Source organism: Enterobacter cloacae complex sp. IR5458 (assembly GCF_049238025.1).
Taxonomy (GTDB): Bacteria; Pseudomonadota; Gammaproteobacteria; order Enterobacterales; family Enterobacteriaceae; genus Enterobacter; species Enterobacter kobei.
In genome coordinates this window covers 36530-58335 of the sequence record NZ_JBMKIF010000005.1, presented here as the reverse complement: position 1 = coordinate 58335, position 21806 = coordinate 36530, and the positions used below count along the sequence as shown (strand labels likewise).

At 57.1% G+C, this 21806-nt stretch carries 15 protein-coding genes; 4 read left to right on the top strand and 11 right to left on the bottom strand.

Features of this window, described 5'->3' with window-relative positions:
• Positions 1–5: 5 nt before the first annotated feature.
• Genes secD through queA form a run of 4 tightly spaced genes read right to left on the bottom strand, consistent with a single transcriptional unit; the run spans position 6 to position 4487 of the window.
• Positions 6–1853 carry a protein translocase subunit SecD gene (gene secD, locus ACOTYN_RS05570; RefSeq protein ID WP_072056570.1) on the bottom strand — a complete coding sequence of 616 codons (1848 nt, stop codon included), beginning with the start codon at positions 1851–1853 and terminating at the stop codon, positions 6–8.
• A 27-nt stretch (positions 1854–1880) separates the two neighbouring features.
• Complete coding sequence (yajC, locus tag ACOTYN_RS05565) at positions 1881–2213, bottom strand: preprotein translocase subunit YajC (RefSeq protein WP_000007630.1); 333 nt, start codon at positions 2211–2213, stop codon at positions 1881–1883.
• 22 nt (positions 2214–2235) lie between these two features.
• Complete coding sequence (gene tgt / locus ACOTYN_RS05560) at positions 2236–3363, bottom strand: tRNA guanosine(34) transglycosylase Tgt (RefSeq protein ID WP_003859110.1); 1128 nt, start codon at positions 3361–3363, stop codon at positions 2236–2238.
• A 53-nt stretch (positions 3364–3416) separates the two neighbouring features.
• A complete protein-coding gene (queA, locus tag ACOTYN_RS05555; protein WP_014882750.1) occupies positions 3417–4487 on the bottom strand; it encodes a tRNA preQ1(34) S-adenosylmethionine ribosyltransferase-isomerase QueA in 1071 nt (356 codons plus the stop codon).
• A 92-nt stretch (positions 4488–4579) separates the two neighbouring features.
• Between queA and acpH the strand changes: the two genes are divergently transcribed.
• Positions 4580–5161, top strand: coding sequence for an ACP phosphodiesterase (gene acpH / locus ACOTYN_RS05550; RefSeq protein ID WP_014882749.1), 582 nt, complete (start codon positions 4580–4582; stop codon positions 5159–5161).
• A 126-nt stretch (positions 5162–5287) separates the two neighbouring features.
• Positions 5288–5890 (top strand): peroxiredoxin, encoded by a 603-nt coding sequence (locus ACOTYN_RS05545; protein WP_008503347.1) that lies wholly within the window; start codon positions 5288–5290, stop codon positions 5888–5890.
• 43 nt (positions 5891–5933) lie between these two features.
• Here ACOTYN_RS05545 and ACOTYN_RS05540 read toward each other — a convergent pair whose 3' ends face one another.
• The 7 genes from ACOTYN_RS05540 to phoB all read right to left on the bottom strand — a co-directional run bounded on the left by ACOTYN_RS05540 (position 5934) and on the right by phoB (position 17196).
• Positions 5934–7319: a DUF3999 family protein gene (locus tag ACOTYN_RS05540; protein ID WP_071922542.1), complete on the bottom strand. Its 1386-nt coding sequence runs from the start codon at positions 7317–7319 to the stop codon at positions 5934–5936.
• The gene (locus ACOTYN_RS05535; protein WP_332956769.1) at positions 7316–9937 is read right to left on the bottom strand and encodes a DUF2339 domain-containing protein; all 2622 of its coding nucleotides are present in this window, start codon (positions 9935–9937) and stop codon (positions 7316–7318) included. The genes ACOTYN_RS05540 and ACOTYN_RS05535 overlap by 4 nt, the downstream gene beginning before the upstream one ends.
• An 89-nt stretch (positions 9938–10026) precedes the next feature.
• On the bottom strand, positions 10027–11844 hold the full coding sequence (gene malZ / locus ACOTYN_RS05530; RefSeq protein ID WP_332956771.1) for a maltodextrin glucosidase: 1818 nt from the start codon (positions 11842–11844) through the stop codon (positions 10027–10029).
• Positions 11845–12006: 162 nt separating this feature from the next.
• Entirely contained in the window at positions 12007–13380 is a 1374-nt protein-coding gene (proY, locus tag ACOTYN_RS05525) for a proline-specific permease ProY (RefSeq protein WP_014882745.1), read from the bottom strand.
• Between the two features lie 80 nt (positions 13381–13460).
• Positions 13461–14780, bottom strand: coding sequence for a branched-chain amino acid transporter carrier protein BrnQ (gene brnQ / locus ACOTYN_RS05520; protein WP_014882744.1), 1320 nt, complete (start codon positions 14778–14780; stop codon positions 13461–13463).
• Between the two features lie 409 nt (positions 14781–15189).
• Positions 15190–16485 carry a phosphate regulon sensor histidine kinase PhoR gene (gene phoR, locus ACOTYN_RS05515; RefSeq protein WP_045134710.1) on the bottom strand — a complete coding sequence of 432 codons (1296 nt, stop codon included), beginning with the start codon at positions 16483–16485 and terminating at the stop codon, positions 15190–15192.
• Between the two features lie 21 nt (positions 16486–16506).
• Positions 16507–17196 (bottom strand): phosphate response regulator transcription factor PhoB, encoded by a 690-nt coding sequence (gene phoB, locus ACOTYN_RS05510; RefSeq protein ID WP_008503265.1) that lies wholly within the window; start codon positions 17194–17196, stop codon positions 16507–16509.
• A gap of 186 nt (positions 17197–17382) precedes the next feature.
• Between phoB and sbcD the strand changes: the two genes are divergently transcribed.
• Together sbcD and sbcC are read left to right on the top strand one after the other, a co-directional pair.
• Positions 17383–18588 carry an exonuclease subunit SbcD gene (gene sbcD, locus ACOTYN_RS05505; RefSeq protein ID WP_332956774.1) on the top strand — a complete coding sequence of 402 codons (1206 nt, stop codon included), beginning with the start codon at positions 17383–17385 and terminating at the stop codon, positions 18586–18588.
• Entirely contained in the window at positions 18585–21716 is a 3132-nt protein-coding gene (gene sbcC, locus ACOTYN_RS05500; protein ID WP_332956776.1) for an exonuclease subunit SbcC, read from the top strand. The genes sbcD and sbcC overlap by 4 nt, the downstream gene beginning before the upstream one ends.
• Positions 21717–21806 lie beyond the last annotated feature (90 nt).

Genomic DNA, 21806 nt, shown 5'->3' with positions numbered 1-21806 from the left:
ACTCCTCAGATAGACAGCTTTTTGACGCGCTTGCCGCCGTACAGCAGGTTCACGATGGCACGGGTGCCGACAATAGCGGTAAACATTGACGTTGCGACACCGATACCGGTAGTAATCGCAAAGCCTTTGATCGCGCCAGTACCCACTGCATACAGGATAAGAACCTTAATCAGTGTTGTTACGTTCGCATCGAAAATAGAGCTGAACGCGCCTTTATAACCTTCGTCAATCGCCTGCTGAACAGAGCGACCGTTGCTCAACTCTTCTTTGATACGTTCGTTAATCAGTACGTTGGCGTCGACCGCCACCGCAAGGGTCAGAACGATACCCGCAATCCCCGGCATGGTCAGCGTCGCCCCTGGCAGCAGGGACATAATGCCGATGATCAGCACCAGGTTGGCGACCAGCGCACTGGTCGCAATCAGACCAAACTTCTTATAGAAGAAGATCATGAAGAGGATAGAGACCACCAGACCGGCCAGACACGCTTCCAGACCCTGTTGGATGTTCTGCATGCCCAGCGTTGGACCAATGGTACGTTCTTCAACAATCTGAATTGGCGCAATCAGCGCACCGGCACGCAGCAGCAGAGAGAGCTGACGCGCTTCGTTCGGGTTGCTAATACCGGTAATACGGAAGCTGTTACCCAGACGAGACTGGATATTGGCGATGTTAATCACCTCTTCCTCTTTCACCAGCACTGCACGACCGTTCGCATCTTTCTTACCGCTGTCTTTGTACTCCACGAACAGGGTGGCCATCGGTTTACCGATGTTGTCCTTGGTGAAGTTAGACATGATGTTACCACCCGCGCTATCCAGCGAGATGTTAACCTGCGGCTGGTTGTATTCGTCCTGGCTGGAAGTGGAGTCGGTAATATGGTCACCGGTCAGAATGACGCGTTTGTACAGCACAACGGGCTGACCTTCGCGGGTCTGTTTCACTTCGGAGTCACCCGGAATACGGCCTGCTGCGGCAGCGGACTGATCGACGTTAGAGTTAACCAGACGGAATTCCAGCGTTGCGGTCGCACCCAGAATCTCTTTCGCACGCGCAGTGTCCTGAATACCCGGCAGTTCAACCACGATACGGTCAGCACCCTGACGCTGTACCAGCGGCTCAGCCACGCCCAGTTGGTTTACACGGTTACGCAGAATGTTGATGTTCTGCTGAACGGCATATTCACGCGCTTCTTTCAGACGCGCATCGGTCATCACCGCGCGCAGCTGGTTGCTGCCCTGAGAGGTGATCACCAGGTCACGGTGACGTTGGGTCAGGTAATCTACAGCCTTATCGCGCGCCGTACTGTCGCGGAACGTGATGCTCATGCCGTAGTTATCTTCTTTACGCACGGTAGTGTACGGGATGCCTTTGTCGCGCAGATCGCTGCGCAGGCTGTCGATATTCTGTTCCTGCAGCTTGCCGAGCGCGGTATCCATATCCACTTCCATCAGGAAGTGAACACCACCACGCAGGTCAAGACCCAGTTTCATCGGCTCTGCGTTCAGCGCAGCCAGCCAACGCGGGGTTGCAGGAGCAAGGTTAAGCGCCACGACATATTTGTCACCCAGCACGCCCATCAGCGCTTCGCGAGCGCGGAGCTGCGTGTCGGTGGTGTCGAAGCGAGCAAGAATTGCACCCTCTTCCAGAGCCACAGACTTAGCGGTAATTTTTTCTTCTTGTAACGTTTTCTGGACCTGGATCAGCGTTTGCTCACTGGCGGCGACACCGCGCGCGCCAGTGATTTGAACGGCCGGATCCTCACCATACAGGTTGGGAAGCGCGTACAGCAGGCCGACGAGAATCACGACGACCAGCATGATGTACTTCCACAAAGGATAACGGTTTAACACGGCAGTTCCCTTTGGGAAAAGTTGGGATTACAGCGCCTTCATGGTGCCTTTCGGCAGAACGGCAGCTACGAAGTCACGTTTGATAACCACTTCAGTGGTGTCGTTCAGGGCGATTGCAATGTAGCCACTTTCAGCCACTTTGGTTACGCGACCGACCAGACCACCGTTGGTCAGCACTTCATCGCCTTTCGCGATGGAGTCCATCAGCTTTTTGTGCTCTTTGGTACGCTTCTGCTGTGGGCGGAGGATCATGAAGTAGAAGATCAGACCGAACACAACCAGCATCAGGATCAGAGACATCGGGCTGCCCTGCGCCGGAGCACCTGTTGCCGCTACCGCATCAGAAATAAAAAAGCTCATTCAAATTCCCTCATTATTAAAATTAATCAACGTTCAACGGTGGAACATCCCGCCCCTGACGTTGGTAGAAATCGGTCACGAAGCTCTCTAATTTACCCTCTTCGATAGCCTTACGTAAACCAGCCATTAAGCGCTGATAATAACGAAGATTATGAATGGTATTGAGACGCGCGCCCAAAATCTCGTTGCAACGATCGAGATGATGCAGATACGCGCGGGAATAATTGCGACAGGTATAGCAATCGCACTCGGAATCGAGCGGGCTGGTGTCACTCTTATGCTTCGCGTTACGGATTTTCACCACGCCGTCAGTCACGAACAGATGACCGTTACGTGCGTTACGGGTTGGCATGACGCAGTCGAACATATCGATGCCGCGACGTACGCCTTCCACCAGATCTTCTGGTTTACCCACACCCATCAGGTATCGTGGTTTATCCGCCGGGATTTGCGGGCAGACATGCTCCAGAATGCGGTGCATATCTTCCTTCGGCTCACCCACAGCCAAACCGCCGACAGCGTAGCCATCAAAACCTATCTCTACCAGACCTTTAACGGAGATATCGCGTAAATCTTCGTAAACGCTGCCCTGGATAATGCCGAACAGCGCATTTTTGTTCTGCAGGGAGTCAAAACGGTCGCGGCTACGCTTCGCCCAACGCAGAGACATCTCCATAGAGCGTTTCGCGTAGTCCCAGTCAGCCGGGTATGGCGTACATTCGTCGAAGATCATCACGATGTCAGAACCGAGATCGTACTGAATCTCCATCGACTTTTCTGGATCGAGGAAAATCGGATCGCCGTTGATCGGGTTACGGAAGTGAACGCCCTGCTCGGTGATCTTGCGGATATCCCCCAGGCTGAAGACCTGGAAACCGCCGGAATCGGTCAGGATTGGGCCTTTCCACTGCATGAAGTCGTGCAGGTCACCGTGCAGCTTCATGATCTCCTGACCCGGGCGCAGCCACAGGTGGAAGGTGTTACCGAGGATAATCTGTGCGCCAGTGGCTTCAACTTCTTCCGGCGTCATCCCTTTTACGGTGCCGTACGTACCCACAGGCATAAATGCGGGGGTTTCCACCACGCCGCGATCAAACACCAGACGACCGCGACGCGCGCGGCCATCGGTGGTATCGAGTTCAAATTTCATTTTTTCTCCGACGTCAGAAAAACAGTCCAACGTTGTCATACGGTGCCGCGGACTTATTCCCCGACACGCTCATTCAAAGCCTGCGGATTGTACGTGATAAACATCGCGTCCCCGTAGCTAAAAAAGCGATATTTTTGTTCTACCGCAGACTTGTAAGCATTCATCGTATGCTGATAACCCGCAAACGCGGAAACCAGCATAATCAGCGTCGATTCAGGCAGATGGAAGTTGGTCACCAGCGCATCAATGACTTTGTACTGGTAGCCCGGGTAGATAAAGATCTGCGTATCGCCAAAGAACGGCTCGATGAGACCCGTTTTCGCGGCCTGTGCAGCGCTCTCCAGCGAACGGACTGAAGTCGTGCCTACCGCAACCACGCGGTTTCCGCGCGCTTTCGCCGCCAGCACCGCGTCCACCACCTCCTGAGGCACTTCGGCATACTCAGAGTGCATGATGTGGTCTTCAATGCTGTCTACGCGTACCGGCTGGAACGTACCCGCGCCGACGTGCAGCGTCACGAACGCCATCTCAACGCCCTTCGCGCGCAGTTTTTCCAGCAGCGGTTCATCAAAGTGCAGGCCCGCCGTCGGCGCCGCGACCGCGCCAGGTTTCTGGCTGTAGACGGTCTGGTACAGCTCGCGATCGGCCTCTTCGTCCGGGCGTTCAATATACGGTGGCAGCGGCATATGGCCGATGGCGTTAAGGATATCGAGGACCGTGCGCTCGTCCTGGAATTCCACCTCAAACAGCGCGTCGTGACGCGCAGTCATGGTCGCTTTAATGCTCTCGTCATCGCCCAGCAGCAGTTCTGCGCCCGGCTTCGGCGCTTTAGAGGCGCGAATATGTGCCAGAATACGTTTATCATCGAGCATACGTTCGACCAGCACTTCAATCTTGCCGCCGCTGGCCTTACGGCCAAACAGACGCGCCGGGATCACGCGGGTGTTATTAAAGACCAGCAGATCGCCAGGGTTGAGCTTGTCGAGCAAATCGGTGAAAGTACCGTGCGTCAGCTCGCCCGTTGGCCCATCCAGCGACAGTAAGCGACAGCTGCTGCGCTCAGGCATGGGATAGTGAGCAATCAGGGATTCAGGTAGTTCAAAGGAGAAATCGGCGACGCGCATGACGTATACTCGTGACTTAAAAACAGGCGGCATAGTCTAGTGCTCACACCCTTTTGCTGCAACAATTAGCCGCCCCCGGACAAATAAAACGCATGAATTTTCTCGCTCACCTGCATCTCGCTCACCTCGCTGACAGCTCCCTTTCCGGCAATTTGCTGGCCGATTTCGTGCGCGGCAACCCTGCAGAAGACTATTCCCCTGAGGTTGTCGACGGCATCTTTATGCACCGCCGCATTGATGTCATCACCGATAACCTGCCAGAGGTCACGGAAGCCAAAGCGTGGTTCCGCCCTGAGACGCGCCGCGTTGCGCCGATCACGCTGGATGTGATGTGGGACCATTTCCTGTCTCGCCACTGGGAACAGCTCTCCCCGTCGCTACCGTTGCCAGAGTTTGTGCGCTACGCCCATGCACAGGTGTCGGTCATTTTGCCCGACTCACCGCCGCGCTTTGTCAATCTGAACAACTATTTGTGGTCAGAACGCTGGCTGGAGCGCTATGGTGAGATGGCTTTTATCCAGAACGTCCTGAATGGCATGGCCAGCCGCCGGCCTCGTCTGGATGCGCTGCGCGACTCCTGGTATGACCTGGACGCACACTATGACGCGCTGGAGACGCAATTCTGGCAGTTCTATCCGCGCATGATGGCGCAAGCGAAAAACAAACAGCTGTGACAGATTTACATTGATAGGTAAAAGCTGGCGGAACGATTGTCACCACCTCTTTGTCTTATCCATGAACACTCTCTATACTGGCTCGCGTTGCGTTCCAAATAACCTTAGTATCTACAGGAGAATCATATGGTTCTGGTAACTCGTCCGGCTCCGGATTTTACAGCTGCAGCAGTTCTGGGCAACGGTGAAATCGTTGAAAACTTCAACTTCAAACAGCACACCAACGGTAAAGCGACCGTTCTGTTCTTCTGGCCAATGGACTTCACCTTCGTTTGCCCGTCTGAGCTGATCGCCTTCGACAAACGTTATGAAGAATTCCAGAAGCGTGGCGTGGAAGTGGTTGGCGTCTCCTTCGACTCTGAATTTGTACACAACGCATGGCGTAACACCCCTGTCGACAAAGGCGGCATCGGTGCGGTGAAATACGCAATGGTTGCGGACATCAAACGCGAAATCCAGCAGGCTTACGGTATCGAACATCCGGACGCTGGCGTTGCACTGCGCGGTTCTTTCCTGATCGACGCAAACGGCATCGTTCGTCACCAGGTTGTTAACGATCTGCCGCTGGGTCGTAACATCGACGAAATGCTGCGCATGGTTGACGCGCTGCAGTTCCACGAAGAGCACGGCGAAGTGTGCCCGGCTCAGTGGGAAAAAGGTAAAGAAGGTATGGCTGCTTCCCCAGACGGCGTAGCAAAATACCTGTCTGAGAACGTATCCAGCCTGTAATCGGCACGGTTTACGAATAAGGCCCGCACATGCGGGCCTTTTTTTATGCTTTACGCTGCGTCTCTCGCCAGATGCGCCAGGCCATAAGCGCCAGCAGGATCACGCCCACAATCAGCACGCTCCACACCAGCAGCGCGTTCCTCCGGCTCTCCTGCTCGCCCGCAGAAGTGGCGGTTAAACGCGCCTCACCACCCAACGCGACATCATCCACAATATCGGCCTGCGGCAGATTCGCCATATCATAGGTTTTGCGCAGGTCGGCGGGGATCAGCATGTCAGGTTCCAGGTTTGCTGGTTTTGCCGCCCCGTTTCCCCAGGCGAGCACGTACGGTGCTTTCCCCTGCGCGTTAAACACCAGATCAACGCGGTCGCGATGCCCTATGACGTTCGGAAGGTATTCAGGCAGACGCGCATTCAGCGTCGTGATTTTTACCGCCTGGATCCGCTCTCCGTTAAGCGAAACCGGCGCAGACGTTTTGCCCTCCAGGCGGTAAAGAACCTCTTTTTTCAGGGGGTGCCATGTGTCTTTTTCCGTACTTCGCCACGCGATCTCCACGGGCAGAACGCCGTCGCCATTCAGCAAGAAGCTGACCGCGCTCAATGGCTGCGGGTGCGCCCAGTGCCACTGCGCTTCGCTTGTCGATAGCTGTTCCCCTTCCCCCTCCAGGTCGATCGCTTCCGGAGCCATCTGCGCAGGGGCGCTAATCGCGTTTACGCCGGTCAAGGTCATGCCCTGGCTCTGCGTATTCAGCACCACCATGAGATAGCGATTCGCATCAGGAGATAAAACCGTATCGGTATCGATCCGATCGAGCTTAAGGCGATCCTGGCCACTGACGACGTCCAGCAAGGGCATATCCTCGCGTAGGGTATACCAGCGCTTCAAATCCTCGCTGTAATAGACCGACGCCGTTCCCTGCCACGACGTCTGAGGGGGATTCCAGAGCAGCTGCAGCTGGGATATAGCCATCTCACCCGTCGCCTGCTCTGGCAAGGTCAGCAGATAATGTTGCCCGGCCACGGCAGCTTTCTGCCCTTCGAGCACAATCTCAACGCCATTTCCGGAACGGAGCAGGATCTTATTGCTATCACCGGCATCTGGCGCCGCGGCAAGCGGTGAGGCGTCCAGAGGAAAAAGACGCAGCGCCGTGGATTGCGCCACCACCTGCGGGCGCGTCGCGGTGACCAGGCTGAAGGGAACCGGCTCACCCGACTGATTAAAGACGCGGACATCGTCCAGATTCGGGGAGGTGCTCTGTTCATAGACGGCGAGCGGCAGCAATACCCGATACCACTGGGAAGGAACCGACGTTTCCAGTGAACGACCAAAGGCATAATCCCGCGGCGATTCCGTTTGTATCTCGTCGCAGAACGCCATGCCCGATAGCGCCAGCAGCGTGGTACAGACTACCGCTTTCATCCATTTCATTTTTCATCTCCAGTTTTAGGCGGTAGTGGCGAGAAATACCCCACGATCAGGACCAGTATCGCCACGCCGATAAATGCCACGGCACGGGACAGGCCGCCTCCGCCTGCGCTGTCCACCAGCATCAGTTTAACCATCACGACCCCTAGCAAGGCGGCCCCGCAGAGCCACTCCTGGCGGGAGGCCAGGCGGGTAGCATGGACCATGACCACCAGCGCGATCAGCATCCAGAACAGGGCAAACGTGGTCTGGATAAGCCGCGAATCCCACAGCGACGCCATATTCCAGGCCACATCCCCATACCAGGCCAGGGCGCGCATCAGCGCCCCGTTAAGCCACCAGAAGCCAAACGCCATGATAGCAACGGCAGGCCACGGGCGAGCCTGAGCAAGCAACGCGGGATAGTAGCGATCCACTGCCCGATAAAAGACCACCAGCCCCAGCAGCGCGAATGCCGCGCCTTCCTCAAGCGGGTTCACCAGCGGCAGCCAGGTTTGCCGGTAAACGACGCCGTCCTGGAAATTGGTCACGACCAGCAGCACCAGCAGCGCCACGACGACAGGGATCGGCGCCAGGCAGGTATAGAGCGTAGGCCACTCCCCGAACGGCCACGCGCGGCGACGCACCGCCGCGGAAAGCGCCAGAATCACGCCGCCCCCAGCCGCCATCGCCAGTCCACTGCCCCACGCCGCCATGCCCCACGGTAGCGCGCGAGCAAACCAGTAAAGCTCAGCCGCCAGCGCCAGTAAAATCATCCAGCAAAGCGTCAGGTGCAGCCCCATCGCGATGCGCGGCAGCAGTCTTTCACCGTCACGTCGCAGCAGCATCAGTGCGGCAGGAAGTGCAATGCACCAGGCCAGATTTGACCAGCCAGCGGCAACGATCTGCTGATGCAAAAGCTGGTAAACCACCATCACCAGCATCAGTGGCCACAGCAGCCATTTGCTGGCATCCAGCTCCCGCCACGCCAGACGAGCGGCAGCCTGGCGCCAGCCCCAGACCGAGACGGCCGAGAGCGCCAGCACGCCTGCCAGAACAGGTAATTCTTGTTTCAGCACCCGTTGCGAGGCCCCCAATAGCGCCACGATCCAGAACAACAGGCCGCCTGCCAACAACGCCCAACTGACCGGCAGAACACTTTTGCGCCATAGCCACGCCCCAGCCAGCCAGCAAAGGCTGAGGATGGCGAAGATAAGGAGAAGGCTCAGCGACGTCACGCCGTCCATTTGCGCCCACAGCGCGCTGCCGAGTGCCAGCACCAGCAGCGCCGTCCCGCTATAGCTCATACGACGCTGGTTCTGCTGCATGCCCAGCCAGAGGATACCCAGCCCCTCCAGCGCCCAGGCCATCGCCGTCCAGCGCGCCGAGAGCGCCAGCGGAATGGAGAGCGTAGCGAACCCGCCGCCGATGGCCAGCGCCGCCATGACCAGTGGTCGTCCGATAGACGGATAGCGCCGCAGCGCGAGGAACGCAATGGTAAGATAAAATGCCCCATATCCGAGCGCGCTCAGCGCCGGGCCATATTCCCAGTGCCGGGTCATGCCGTACTGCATCCCGAAGCCAATCAGCGGCGGAGCAAACAGCAGTACGCCGTCAATAATCTGTTTCCCTTTTTCCTGCGCCCGCAGCGACAGCGCCACGCACAGCACGCCGAATATCAGCGTATTGGCAATCAGGAACAGCTGGCACACCCAATAGTGTTCAGGTTGATAGTCGTTCAGCCCCCAGAGGCCGCCCACGCCAAACGTAAAAAGCAGACCGAGCAGATTGAGCTCGCGCCAGTGCTGCCAGATGCTGATGGCGAGAATACCGATGGAAAGCAGGAGATAGAAAGAGAACAGCGCCACAAAGTTGCCGCCTCCGGTAGACAGGAGCAGCGGTGCCAGATACCCGCCGAGGCTCGCCAGCATGGCCAGGCTCAAGGCCTTTTGCAGCACGGCCAGCCCGACGCTCGCGGCGCAAATCGCTACCAGCAGCGCAAAAGCCAGCGTCATCGGCAACATTTGCCAGAGCCGGAAGGCACCAAAGACCGTCAGGTAAAGAATGCCCGTCGCCCCACCCTGTAAGATAAGCGCATAAACCGGCTGCTTATGCCGCAGTCGCCAGCCAATCGCCAGCAGAACGATGGCAAACAGCGCCGTCGCCACCAGGCGCAACTCAAGCGGGAACAGGGAATGTTCGACGGTATAGCGCAGCAGGAAAGAGAGACCGAGGAAAAGCAGCAGGATCCCCAGCTTCGCCAGCGGATTTCCCTGCATAAACCAGCGCACCAGCGACGTCAGTATGCCGCCAAAGACGGATGGCTGTTTTGCCGCAGGGGCAGGAGCGGAAACGGGAGCGGGTTCTGCCCTGGGCACGCTGGCGTCCGGACGCCAGGGGTCGACAGGTGCGGGAGTGTGCTCAACCACTGGCGCGGTCACAACCACCGGCGCGGCGGTCTGCGCCGTCTCCGACGCTATCTCAGCGGCACCACGCTGCTCAAGCGCTTCAATGCGCTGGCGAAGCCTGGCGATCTCCTGCCGCGCCGCCGTGCTCCGATTAAAGCCAATAACCGCAAGCACGGGCGCAACCACCAGCGCAAAAACCAGTAACAAACAGCCAAGGATGTAGAGCTCGTCCATGTTTCCACCTTCACCGTAAACTATTCGTTAAGATTGACACAAATCGTTGCATTTGCGCCATCTTAAAGGTGGAAACATTTACCGTCGCGTTAGCTGCCGACCCAGATCGTCGCGGATATCGCCGGCAGCGCCAGCACGCCGTCCTGAATCGTCGCCTTGCCCTCTTTATTCTTCCACGTAGCCACCTTCAACAGCGGGGAATCATCCAGCACCACTTCACAAGCCTCGCCCCGGTTGATAGCCACCAGTACGCGCTGCTGGTTATAGACGCGGACAAAGACCACCACGTTATCGTGGGCATACACCACCTGGCAGCCGCCGTAGCGCAGGGCTAGACTCTGTTTACGCAGCTTCGCCAGCCGCTGATAGAGGCTGAACAGCACCTTGTCCTGTTTTTCTGGCGCCCACGGGAAGGTTTTGCGACAGTACGGATCGTTGTTGCCGTCCAGTCCCACTTCGTCTCCGTAGTAGATACACGGTACGCCCGGCCAGGTGAAGAGCCAGGTGACCGCCAGCGGCAGACGTGCCACATCCTTGCCGAGCAGGGATTTAAAGCGTGCGGTATCGTGACTATCAAGCTGGTTAAACATCCTCAGCTGCTGCTGATGAGACAGCCCGGCGCGGTAGTTATCCATCCACGCTGCGCAGGTTTCGGCGTCAATGTGGTTCGGATCGTAGGAGATATCGGTATTCGCCAGGAAACCCCATAGCGGGAAGGTAAAACCGCGATAGTTCATCGCCGCATCTTCGGCATCGTTTTGCAGCCACTGCCGCGCGTCGCCAAAGTGTTCGCCAAACACGAACGCTTCAGGCCGGGCCGCTTTTGCCGAGCGCGTGATCCCACCGACGTGCTGCAGGTTATTTCGCGCCCCTCCCGCTTCACCCAGCATATGTACGACGTCCAGACGCCAGCCGTCCATATTCCACGGGGCGTTCAGCCAGTGGCGGACGATGCTGTCTTCGCCGCCGTAAATCTCATTAACCAGCGTTGATGACTGGAAATCCAGCTTCGGCAGACTGGGGTAGCCCAGCCAGTCCAGGGCACGCCCCTCCTCATTAAAGCTGTACCAGTCACGCTGCGGCGAGTCCGGGTTATGACATGCTCCGCCCATCGACTGGTTATGACGGTCAAACCAGGCGTGCGAATCTCCGCTGTGGTTAAACACGCCGTCCAGAATCAGGCGCATGCCTTCCTTAAGGGTGTTCTCTCGCAGGCGCAGCAGTGCCTCGTCCCCGCCAAACTGCGCGTCAACGTGGCGATAATCCTGTGTATCGTATTTATGTACGCTCGGGGCTTTAAACACCGGGTTGAGGTACAGCGCCGTCACGCCCAGTTTTTTCAGGTACGGCAGCTTTTCGCTGATGCCGTCGAGATCGCCGCCGTAAAACGTCGAGCCGCCCGCCTGCGCCGTCACCGGCTCATCCCATTTTTTCAGGATAATGTCGTGGCCCGCCGCGTGGTGGTGATAGACCTTATCCTGGTCGGCAGTGCGTTTTTCGCTACGCGCAAAGCGGTCCGGGAAAATCTGGTAAAAGACCTGATCGTTAACCCACTGCGGTCCGCTATCCGGATAATCAACGGCAAACTGTTCCAGCCGTGCGAGCGGGAACCGGCTAAACCCCTGCGGGGTAAACCACAGCTGACGATGGTTCCACAGCAGCTTGAAGCTATAACGGCGGCGCGGCTGCCCGCTACGCAAATCGATATTCGCCCGCCAGGCGGTGATCCCCGGCTGCGGCTGGCTGCGCAGCTTGTGCATTTTCAGCCCGGTCTCTTCATTATCAATTTCGGCGCGGAGCGTCACGCGTTCAGGCTGATTTTCCCCCGCCAGCCAGAGCGTAATCACAAGGTTGTCTTTGTTTTGCTTAACAAATGGGGCAACCGGAAGGTGCCAGGCATTTAACATCACGAATCCCCTTTGATGAAATTGACGTCACCTTGCCACAGGGTGGTTAAGGATAGCTCACCATGACGTGATTTATTGGGGGAGGAGGACGGGGGAGGAGGGATCAGTGCGGCCTGATGCCCTCACCCTAACCCTCTCCCACAGGGAGAGGGAATAAAAAAATTACTGCGCTTCTGCCAGTTGGCGATCGCGGCGGCATTTAAACACCCAGCCCACCAGCAGCAGGACGATCCACGCACAGCCCACGTAGAGGGAAATACGGGTATCCGGATGGTAGCCAATCAGGCCAATGATAAACACCAGGAAGATCAGCCCGACGACGGTTGTTGCAACGCCACCCGGGACTTTAAACTTCAGCGCTTTCGCCTCTTCCGGCGACAGGCGACGGCGGAACGCAATCTGCGACAGCAGGATCATGATCCACACCCACACGGTCGCGAAGGTCGCCAGCGACGCAATCACCAGGAAGACGTTCTCCGGCATGATGTAGTTCAGGTAAACCGAGAACAGCAGCGCAACGGTCATGACCACCACCGTCACCCACGGCGTGCCGCGGCGGGAGGTTTTAGCGAACACCTTCGGCGCACTGCCCTGCTCCGCCATGCCGTGTAGCATACGGCCCACGCCAAAGACGTCACTGTTGATCGCGGAAAGCGACGCGGTCAGCACCACGAAGTTCAGAATGCTGGCAGCAAACGCAATGCCCATATGCTGGAAGGTCAGCACAAACGGGCTACCGTTGGTACCGACCTGGTTCCACGGGTAGATGGACATAATCACGAACAGCGTGCCCACATAGAACACCAGAATACGCATCGGCACGGAGTTGATGGCACGTGGAATGGATTTCTCAGGGTCTTTCGCTTCCCCGGCGGTGATACCAATAATTTCAATACCGCCGTAGGCGAACATCACCATCTGCAGCGACATCACCATCCCGAGCCAGCCGTTGCTGAAGAAGCCCCCGTTGCTCCAGAGGTTATGGATCCCGGTCGGCTGACCGCCGTTGCCAATCCCCCAGAGGATGATGCCAAAACCGGCCACAATCATGATGATAATGGTGGCGACCTTGAAGAAGGAGAACCAGAACTCAAGTTCGCCGAACACCTTCACGCTCATCAGGTTGACGGCGCAGATGAGCAGCACCACGCTCAGCACCCAGATCCAGTGCGGCACCGTCGGGAACCAGACGCCCATATAGATACCAAACGCCGTCACATCGGCAATGGCCACAATCAAAATTTCAAAGCAGTAGGTCCAGCCAGTGATAAACCCGGCCAGCGGTCCGAGGTTTTCCTGCGCATAGCGCGAGAACGAACTGGCAGAAGGATTGTGAACCGACATCTCTCCGAGGGCGCGCATGATGATATACGCCGCCACGCCGCCGATGATGTAGGCCAGCAGAACGCTTGGACCGGCCATTTTGATGGCATCTGCCGAGCCATAAAAAAGACCGGTACCAATCGCAGAGCCCAGCGCCATAAAGCGGATGTGGCGTGTGCTGAGACCACGTTTAAGTTTGTTAGTGCTTTCCATTAAAATCTTGCCATTCAACACGAAAAAACAAAAAACCACGGGGCCTTAAGCCCCGTGGTTAAACAGTTTGTTGCCGTTGATTAATGGGCGTTAGATGCAACCTGGCGCCCTGCAGCACGGTCCCAGATAATCGCCAGAACCAGTGCAACAACGGTAGGCATCAGCCAGGCCAGGCCCTGCTCGGACAGCGGCAGACGCTGTGTCCAGGCGGGCAGAATCGCGGCGAACGCTGATGCTTTAATCCCGTCAAGGATACCAAAAATCAGGCTGATAAACATGGCTGGCGCAATAATTCGTGAGGAGTTATTCCACCACGGACGGGTGAAGCTCAGCACCACCAGCACGATGCACGGCGGATAGATGGCCGTCAGCACCGGAATAGAGACCTGAATCAGGTGGCTCAGACCGAGGTTGGACACCGCCATGGAGAAGATACCGAGGATAAACACCAGGGTGCGGTAAGAGAGCGGCAGATACTGCGCAAAGAACTCAGCACAGGCGCAGGTCAGGCCCACTGCGGTCACCAGACACGCCAGGAAAATCAGCGCCGCCAGCAGCATACTGCCCGCACCACCGAAGGTGTGCTGGACGTAAGCGTGCAGAATAGCCGCACCGTTCGCATTCTGATCAACCAGCATGGCGCTATCAGAGCCCAGGCGGAACAGCGCCAGATACAGCAGCGTCAGACCCACACCAGCCATCAGGCCAGCCCAGATGGTATAGCGGGTCAGCAGACGCGCTTCGGTCACACCGCGGGAACGCGCGGCGTTAACGATAACAATACCAAACACCATTGCGCCCAGCGTATCCATCGTCAGGTAGCCGTTCACAAAACCGTTAGAGAACGCGGCGTTTTTATAGGCGTCCATTGCGTCGCTGATCGGGCCTGCTGGCCAGATGATAGCGGCCACGGCGAGAACGATCAGGGCGATGATTTTCAGCGGTGCCAGGAAGTTACCCACGGTATCCAGCAGTTTGCCCGGATAGAGGGAGACCAGAATGACAATCGCGAAGTAGACCAGGCTGTAGATAAACAGCGGCATCGGGCCGTCGCCGGTCAGCGGAGCAATCCCCACTTCAAAGGAAACGGTCGCCGTGCGCGGGGTGGCAAACAGCGGGCCCACGGCCAGATAGCAGACGGTGGCCAGCAGAACACCTGCGACTTTGCCAATCGGCGTGCTGAGGCTGTCCACGCCGCCACCGACTTTCGCCAGCGCGACGACGGTCAGTACCGGTAGACCCACGGCAGTAATCAGGAAACCAAACGCAGCGGTCCAGACGTGTTCACCCGCCTGTAAGCCAACCATTGGAGGGAAAATAATGTTGCCTGCGCCAACGAACAGCGCAAATGTCATAAAGCCCAGCGCGATGATGTCACGCGATTTTAAGTGATGGGTCATAAAACCTTACTGCCTGTGGATGTGGTGTTGAAAACATTGAGATTTTCGTTTTCCCTGACGGGACGATACAGCCGAAAAATTGCTCAATTTCAGCGGGAAATGCTCCCGTCCTGGCGTGGAGAAGAATAGTTTTTCGATTTACCACGCAAATACAGTCGGTCTGACAGTATCTGGGGGGCAATTTAAACGCTTATAACGTTTAAAGGCAAGGTGGGATCTCAAAACCAGAACAATATGCCAGCATGAAAATACACACCAGCACAATACGCTATTTACAGGAAAAACTCATGGCTAATCATGCGAACAAAAAACACCCAGCCGTATATTATTCATCCGCGTTTCGCTTGACTGCAAAGCAAACGGGCCAGCAGACGCTGACCCGTGGAAAGGGAAAATGACACACCTGCCCTCAGGCGGTCTTTTTGGCAATTAATCGTTCCGGAATAACGAAACTGAAGCGGGTTCCTTTCCCCAGCGTACTCTGAATATCAAGTCGGCTTTCGTGGTGATTTACCGCGTGCTTCACAATCGCCAGCCCCAGGCCGCTCCCCCCTGTTTGCCGCGACCGCGCTTTATCCACGCGGTAAAAGCGTTCGGTCAGACGCGGGATATGCTCCGGTGCGATCCCCGGCCCGTTATCTTCCACGCTAAACTCGGCGCCCGTAGGGGTACGGTTCCAGCGCACCATAATATCCGTTCCTTCCGGCGTATGGTTCACTGCGTTGTACACCAGGTTAGATATGGCGCTACGAAGCTCATCCTCACTGCCCAGCACCTTTAGCGTGCTGTCGACCTCGAAGGTCAGGTGATGCTTTTTGTGGCTTAACGTCTGCGCTTCACGCTCCACGACCCGCAGCATCATCGGCACATCTATCGTGTCATTCAGCGCAAGCGTAGGCGCCGCTTCAATCTTCGAGAGCGTGAGCAGTTGCTTCACCAGCCCTTCCATGCGATGCGTTTGCTCGCGCATGGTATGCAGCGCTTTTTCACGCGGCGCACCTTCCAGCGTTTGCTCCTGCATCATCTCCAGATAGCCCTGAAGCACGGTCAACGGTGTACGCAGTTCGTGGCTGACGTTCGCAAAGAAATTACGGCGCGCGCCCTCAAGCTGGTGCATTTGGGTGACATCGCGCGCCACCATCAGCCACTGCTTATCGCTGTAAGGCATCACGCGGATTTCCAGATGGCGACCATTGTTGAGCTTCAGATTGTGCGGGCGGGTAAAATCACGCTTTTTCAGATACAGCGTGAATTCGGGATAGCGTAAAAGGTTAAGGATGTTCTGACCGTTATCGTCCGGCCAGCGAAGGCCCAGCAGCTGTTGCGCCAGGCCGTTACACCAGAAGATGGTGCCTTCTTCAGTGGTCAGGATGACCGCATCCGGCAACGACTCCGCCCCGCTGCGAAAACGCTTAATCAGGCTTCCCAGCTCGCGACGGCGCTTTTTATTACGCATCTGCATCTGGTGCAGGCCGTACAGCAGGGGCTCCCAGCTGCCGCTGCCCGGCGGTGGGGTCATACTGCGGTCAACCCACAGCCACCAGGAGAGGCGCAGCAGGTTCCAGAAATGCCAGATCAGCAGCCCGGTGACCGACGCCAGCAGAAACCACGGCAGATGTCCGAGAAAGGCCCCAAGAATGAAGGCAGGAATACAGCATAAGATCAGTTCAAAGACGAGCCTTTTCCATGACAGACGTTCCAGCACGCGTCACACTCCTGTCATTGTTCAGAAACGGGTCGAAAAACGATAACCCGTGCCGCGGACCGTCTGTACCATGCGATCGTGGCCGCTCAGTTCCAGCGCTTTTCGCAGGCGGCGAATATGTACGTCAACCGTCCGGTCTTCGACATACACGTTAGTTCCCCAGACGTTATTCAGCAACTGCTCGCGGCTGTATACGCGTTCCGGGTGAGTCATAAAGAAGTGCAGGAGTTTAAATTCGGTAGGGCCCATATCGAGGGGGTTTTCGCCGGTCATCACGCGGTGCGAGGTAGGGTCAAGGCTGAGTCCCTGCATCTCTATCACCTCTTCCACCGCCATCGGTGAAATACGGCGCATCACGGCTTTAATGCGGGCGACCAGCTCTTTTGGGGAGAACGGTTTAGTGATGTAATCGTCCGCGCCGGTTTCTAGTCCGCGCACGCGATCCTCTTCCTCTCCGCGCGCCGTGAGCATGACAACCGGGATGTCGCGGGTCAGTGCCTCACGCTTCAGGTGTTTGATAAACTGCAGTCCGGAGCCGCCAGGCAACATCCAGTCCAGCAGAATCAGATCGGGCCAGGGTTCATTCAGCTGGTTCACTGCGCTGTCATAATCTTCCGCTTCAACCGGCTGGAAGCCATTTTGCTCGAGCACGAAGCACACCATTTCACGAATTGGAGCTTCATCTTCTACGACCAGAATACGTCTCGCCATACTTTGCCCTGTCTTATCTTATTAAGTTACACGTTTGTAATTCGGCGCCATTATGCGTCAGATTTATGACAGATTTATGAAAAACATTACCACGGTAGCGGGCAAACCGTTGTTTTATTACAGCGGTTATTTTCCCTTCTCTGAACGTTTATAATCCTGCTTTCTCATTTTTGCCACGGAACCGCTATGCGCATACTTCACACCTCGGACTGGCATCTCGGTCAAAATTTTTACAGCAAAAGCCGTGCGGCTGAACATGAAGCGTTCCTGAACTGGCTGCTGGAGACGGCGCAGGCCCTCGAGGTCGATGCGATTATTGTCGCGGGTGACATCTTTGATACGGGGTCGCCCCCCAGCTATGCGCGCGAGCTGTATAACCGCTTCGTGGTGAACTTGCAGCAGACCGGCTGTCATCTGGTGATAGTCGCCGGTAACCATGACTCCGTGGCAACGCTCAATGAATCCCGCGACATTCTGGCGTTTCTCAATACTACCGTCGTCGCCAGCGCCGGGCATGTCCCGCAGATCCTGAAAAAACGCGACGGTACGCCGGGGGCAGTGCTGTGCCCGATCCCCTTTTTACGCCCGCGCGATATCGTACAAAGTCAGGCGGGACTGTCGGGCACGGAAAAGCAGCAACATTTATTACGGGCCATCACCGACTATTATCACCAGCAGCACGCGGATGCCTGCAACCTGCGTGGCGAACAGCCGATACCGGTGATTGCGACCGGGCATCTCACCACCGTTGGGGCCAGTAAAAGTGACGCCGTGCGTGACATCTATATCGGCACGCTGGACGCCTTTCCGGCGCAGAACTTCCCGCCTGCGGACTACATTGCGCTCGGGCATATTCACCGCGCCCAGGTTATCGGCGGCTGCGAGCATATTCGCTACTGCGGATCCCCTATTTCGCTCAGTTTCGATGAAACCGGCAAAGCCAAATCCGTGCATCTGGTGAGCTTCAGCGAGGGCAAACTCAGTGCCGTCGAGACGCTGGAGGTGCCGGTCACCCAGCCGCTGGCGGTGCTGAAAGGCGATCTGGAGGCCATCACCGCTCAGCTTGAACAGTGGCGCGGCACCGCGCTTAATCCCCCCGTCTGGCTGGATATCGAAATCACTACGGATGACTACCTGCATGATATGCAGCGAAAAATCCAGGCGCTGACGGAAGACTTGCCGGTAGAGGTCTTACTGGTGCGCCGCAGCCGCGAGCAGCGCGAGAAAATTCTGTTAAGCGCCCAGCGGGAAACGCTCAGCGAGTTGCGGGTAGAAGAGGTGTTTGAGCGCAGGCTCTTGCAGGAGGATATTGACGACGCGAAGCGCGAAAGACTCAGCGAACTGTTCACCCATACCCTGCATGCCCTCAATGACGAGGAAGAAAACGCATGAAAATTTTGAGCCTGCGTCTGAAAAATCTCAACTCCCTCAAGGGCGAGTGGAAAATTGACTTTACCGCTGAACCCTTTGCCAGCAACGGGCTGTTTGCCATTACCGGCGCCACAGGCGCAGGTAAAACCACCCTGCTCGACGCCATCTGTCTGGCGCTTTATCACGAAACGCCGCGCCTGAGTAAGGTTTCCCAGGCACAAAACGACCTGATGACGCGAGATACCGCCGAGTGTCTGGCGGAAGTGGAGTTTGAGGTAAAAGGCATCGCCTACCGCGCCTTCTGGAGCCAGAACCGGGCACGCAACCAGCCGGACGGCAACCTGCAGGCGCCGCGCGTGGAGCTGGCCCGCTGCGAAGATGGCAAAATCCTCGCCGATAAAGTCACGGACAAGCTGGAGCAAACCGCCGCGCTCACCGGTCTGGACTATGGCCGCTTTACCCGTTCAATGTTGCTCTCACAGGGGCAATTTGCCGCCTTCCTGAATGCCAAACCGAGCGATCGCGCAGAGCTGCTGGAAGAGCTGACCGGCACCGAAATCTACGGCCAGATTTCCGCCATGGTGTTTGAAAAACACAAAGCCGCCCGCAGCCTGCTGGAAAAGTGCGAGGCGCAGGCAGCGGGCGTCGTGCTGCTGAGTGAAGAACAGCAGCAGCAATTACAGCAAAGTTTGCAGGCACTTACTGACGAAGAGAAAACGTTGCTGGCACAGCAGCAAAACCAGCAGAAACATTTTCAGTGGCTTACCCGTCATGATGAGCTTGTGCGCGAGCAACAACGCATCACCGCATTGCAGCAGCAGGCACAACAGGCTCTGACGGACGCTGCGCCTGAGCTGGCAAAGCTCCAGCTTGCGCAGCCCGCCGCCCAGCTTCGTCCGCTCTGGGCGCACCAGCAGGAGCAAACCGCGCGTCTGACGCAAACCCAGCAGCGAATTATTGAAGTAAATACTCGCTTACAAGCCAAAACCGCGCTGCGCGCGCGGATCCGTAATACTGCCCTGCGTACCCACGCCGAGCTTCATACTGAACTGACGGCGCTGGCGCAGTGGCTGGCGGAGCACGAGCGTTATCGCCTGCTGGGTCAGGAGATTGCCGGATGGCGCGCGCTCTTCTCACAGCTTAACCGCGATAAAAACCAGTTGGCCACGCACGCTGCGCGGATGACTGAGTTACGTAACAAGCTGACTGACATGCCGGAAAATACGCTCACGCTGACGGCGGATGAGGTCAACGTGGCAATGGAGCAGCAGTCCCGGTCACGCACGCAGCGCCAGCGGCTGACGTCGCTACATGCTCGCTATCAGCCGCTGCAAAAGCGCCTGCGCCAGAGCAATGAAAGCGTACAGAAAGCCCAGGCGGAGCAGAGCAAACTTAATGAAACGTTGACGCTGCGCCGCCAGCAGTACAAAGAGAAACACCAGCACTATCTGGATCTGAAGGCCCTGTGCGAGCGTGAAGCGACAATTAAAGATCTGGAAAGCTATCGTTCACAGCTTGAGGCAGGCAAACCTTGTCCCCTGTGCGGTTCCTGCGAGCATCCCGCCATTGAGCAATATCAATCGCTTGAGTTGACGGATAACCAGCGCCGCCGTGATGCGCTGGAAAAAGAGGTGGCCGCGCTAAAAGAAGAAGGCCTGCTGGTGCTGGGGCAGATTAATGCTCTGGCTCAGCAGATTCAGCGCGAGACGGGCGACGTGCAGACCCTGTCTGAGGAAGAGCAAGCACTCACTAAAGAGTGGCTTGAGATCTGCGTGTCCCTGAATATCACATTGAATATTCAGGAAGATATCGCGCCATGGATAAACGAGCAGGAACACTATGAGCGCCAGCTTTATCAGCTCAGCCAGCGTCTTACCCTGCAAAACCAGCTGAACGAACAGGAAGCGCAGGCGCGCCAGTATCAGCAGCAGCTGACGGCGACACGCCAGACGCTGGAACACACCCTGCTCACGCTGTCGCTTAGCGTTCCCGAAGAGGGGAACGAAGCCGCCTGGCTGCACGCCCGCGAAGGAGAATTCGCGCAGTGGCAGGAAAAACAAACGCAGCACGGCGTGCTTGTGGAACGCAGCAACGCTCTGAAGCCGTTGCTCGACACACTTCCGGCAACCCACACCGAAGAGACCGAACCGGCCATTCCTGATGGCTGGCGCGCCATTCACGATGAATGCGTATCGCTGCAAAGCCAGCTTACCGCCCAGCAGCAACAGGAGGCGCTGGAGCAAGAGCGCCTGCAACAGTCGCAGACCCAATTCTCCGCGGCGCTCTCTGCCAGCTGTTTTGCCGACAGGGAGGCGTTCATTGCCGCTCTGCTGGATGATGACACCCTCCGTGGCCTCGAACAGCTGAAGCAGTCGTTGGAAAACCAGATACAGCAGGCCACGGCGCTATCCGGCCAGGCGAACCAGCAGCTACAGGCGCATGTTGCGCTGCGCCCGGAAGGTCTCGAGGCCGATGCATCCACTTTGCAAATCCAGCTGCAGCAGCTGGCGCAACAGCTTCGCGAGAACACCACGCATCAGGGCGAGATCCGCCAGCAGCTCAAGCAGGACAGCGACAACCGTCAGCATCAGCTGACGTTGATGCAGCAAATTGAAGAGGCCGCGCGTCAGGCCGACGACTGGGGCTATCTGAACGCGCTGATCGGCTCCAGTACCGGCGATAAGTTCCGTAAGTTCGCTCAGGGGCTGACGCTGGATAATCTCGTCTGGCTTGCTAACCAGCAGCTAAATCGCCTGCACGGGCGTTATCTGCTCCAGCGCAAAGCCAGCGATGCGCTGGAGCTGGAAGTAGTCGACACCTGGCAGGCGGATGCCGTACGCGATACACGCACGCTCTCTGGCGGCGAGAGCTTCCTGGTCAGCCTGGCGCTGGCGCTGGCGCTTTCCGATCTGGTGAGCCACAAAACGCGAATCGATTCGCTGTTCCTGGATGAAGGATTCGGCACCCTCGACAGTGAAACGCTGGATACCGCACTGGATGCGCTCGACGCGCTGAACGCTACCGGGAAAACCATCGGCGTCATTAGCCACGTCGAGGCGATGAAAGAGCGCATACCGGTGCAGATTAAGGTGAAGAAGATTAATGGGCTGGGGTATAGCAGGCTGGACAGGGAGTTTGCGGTGGGGTGAATAAAGGGTCGCTGCGGTCTGGTGCCCTCACCCTTGCCCTCTCCCACAGGGAGAGGGTACAAACATCAAAAACAGCAACTTGCGTTGCTG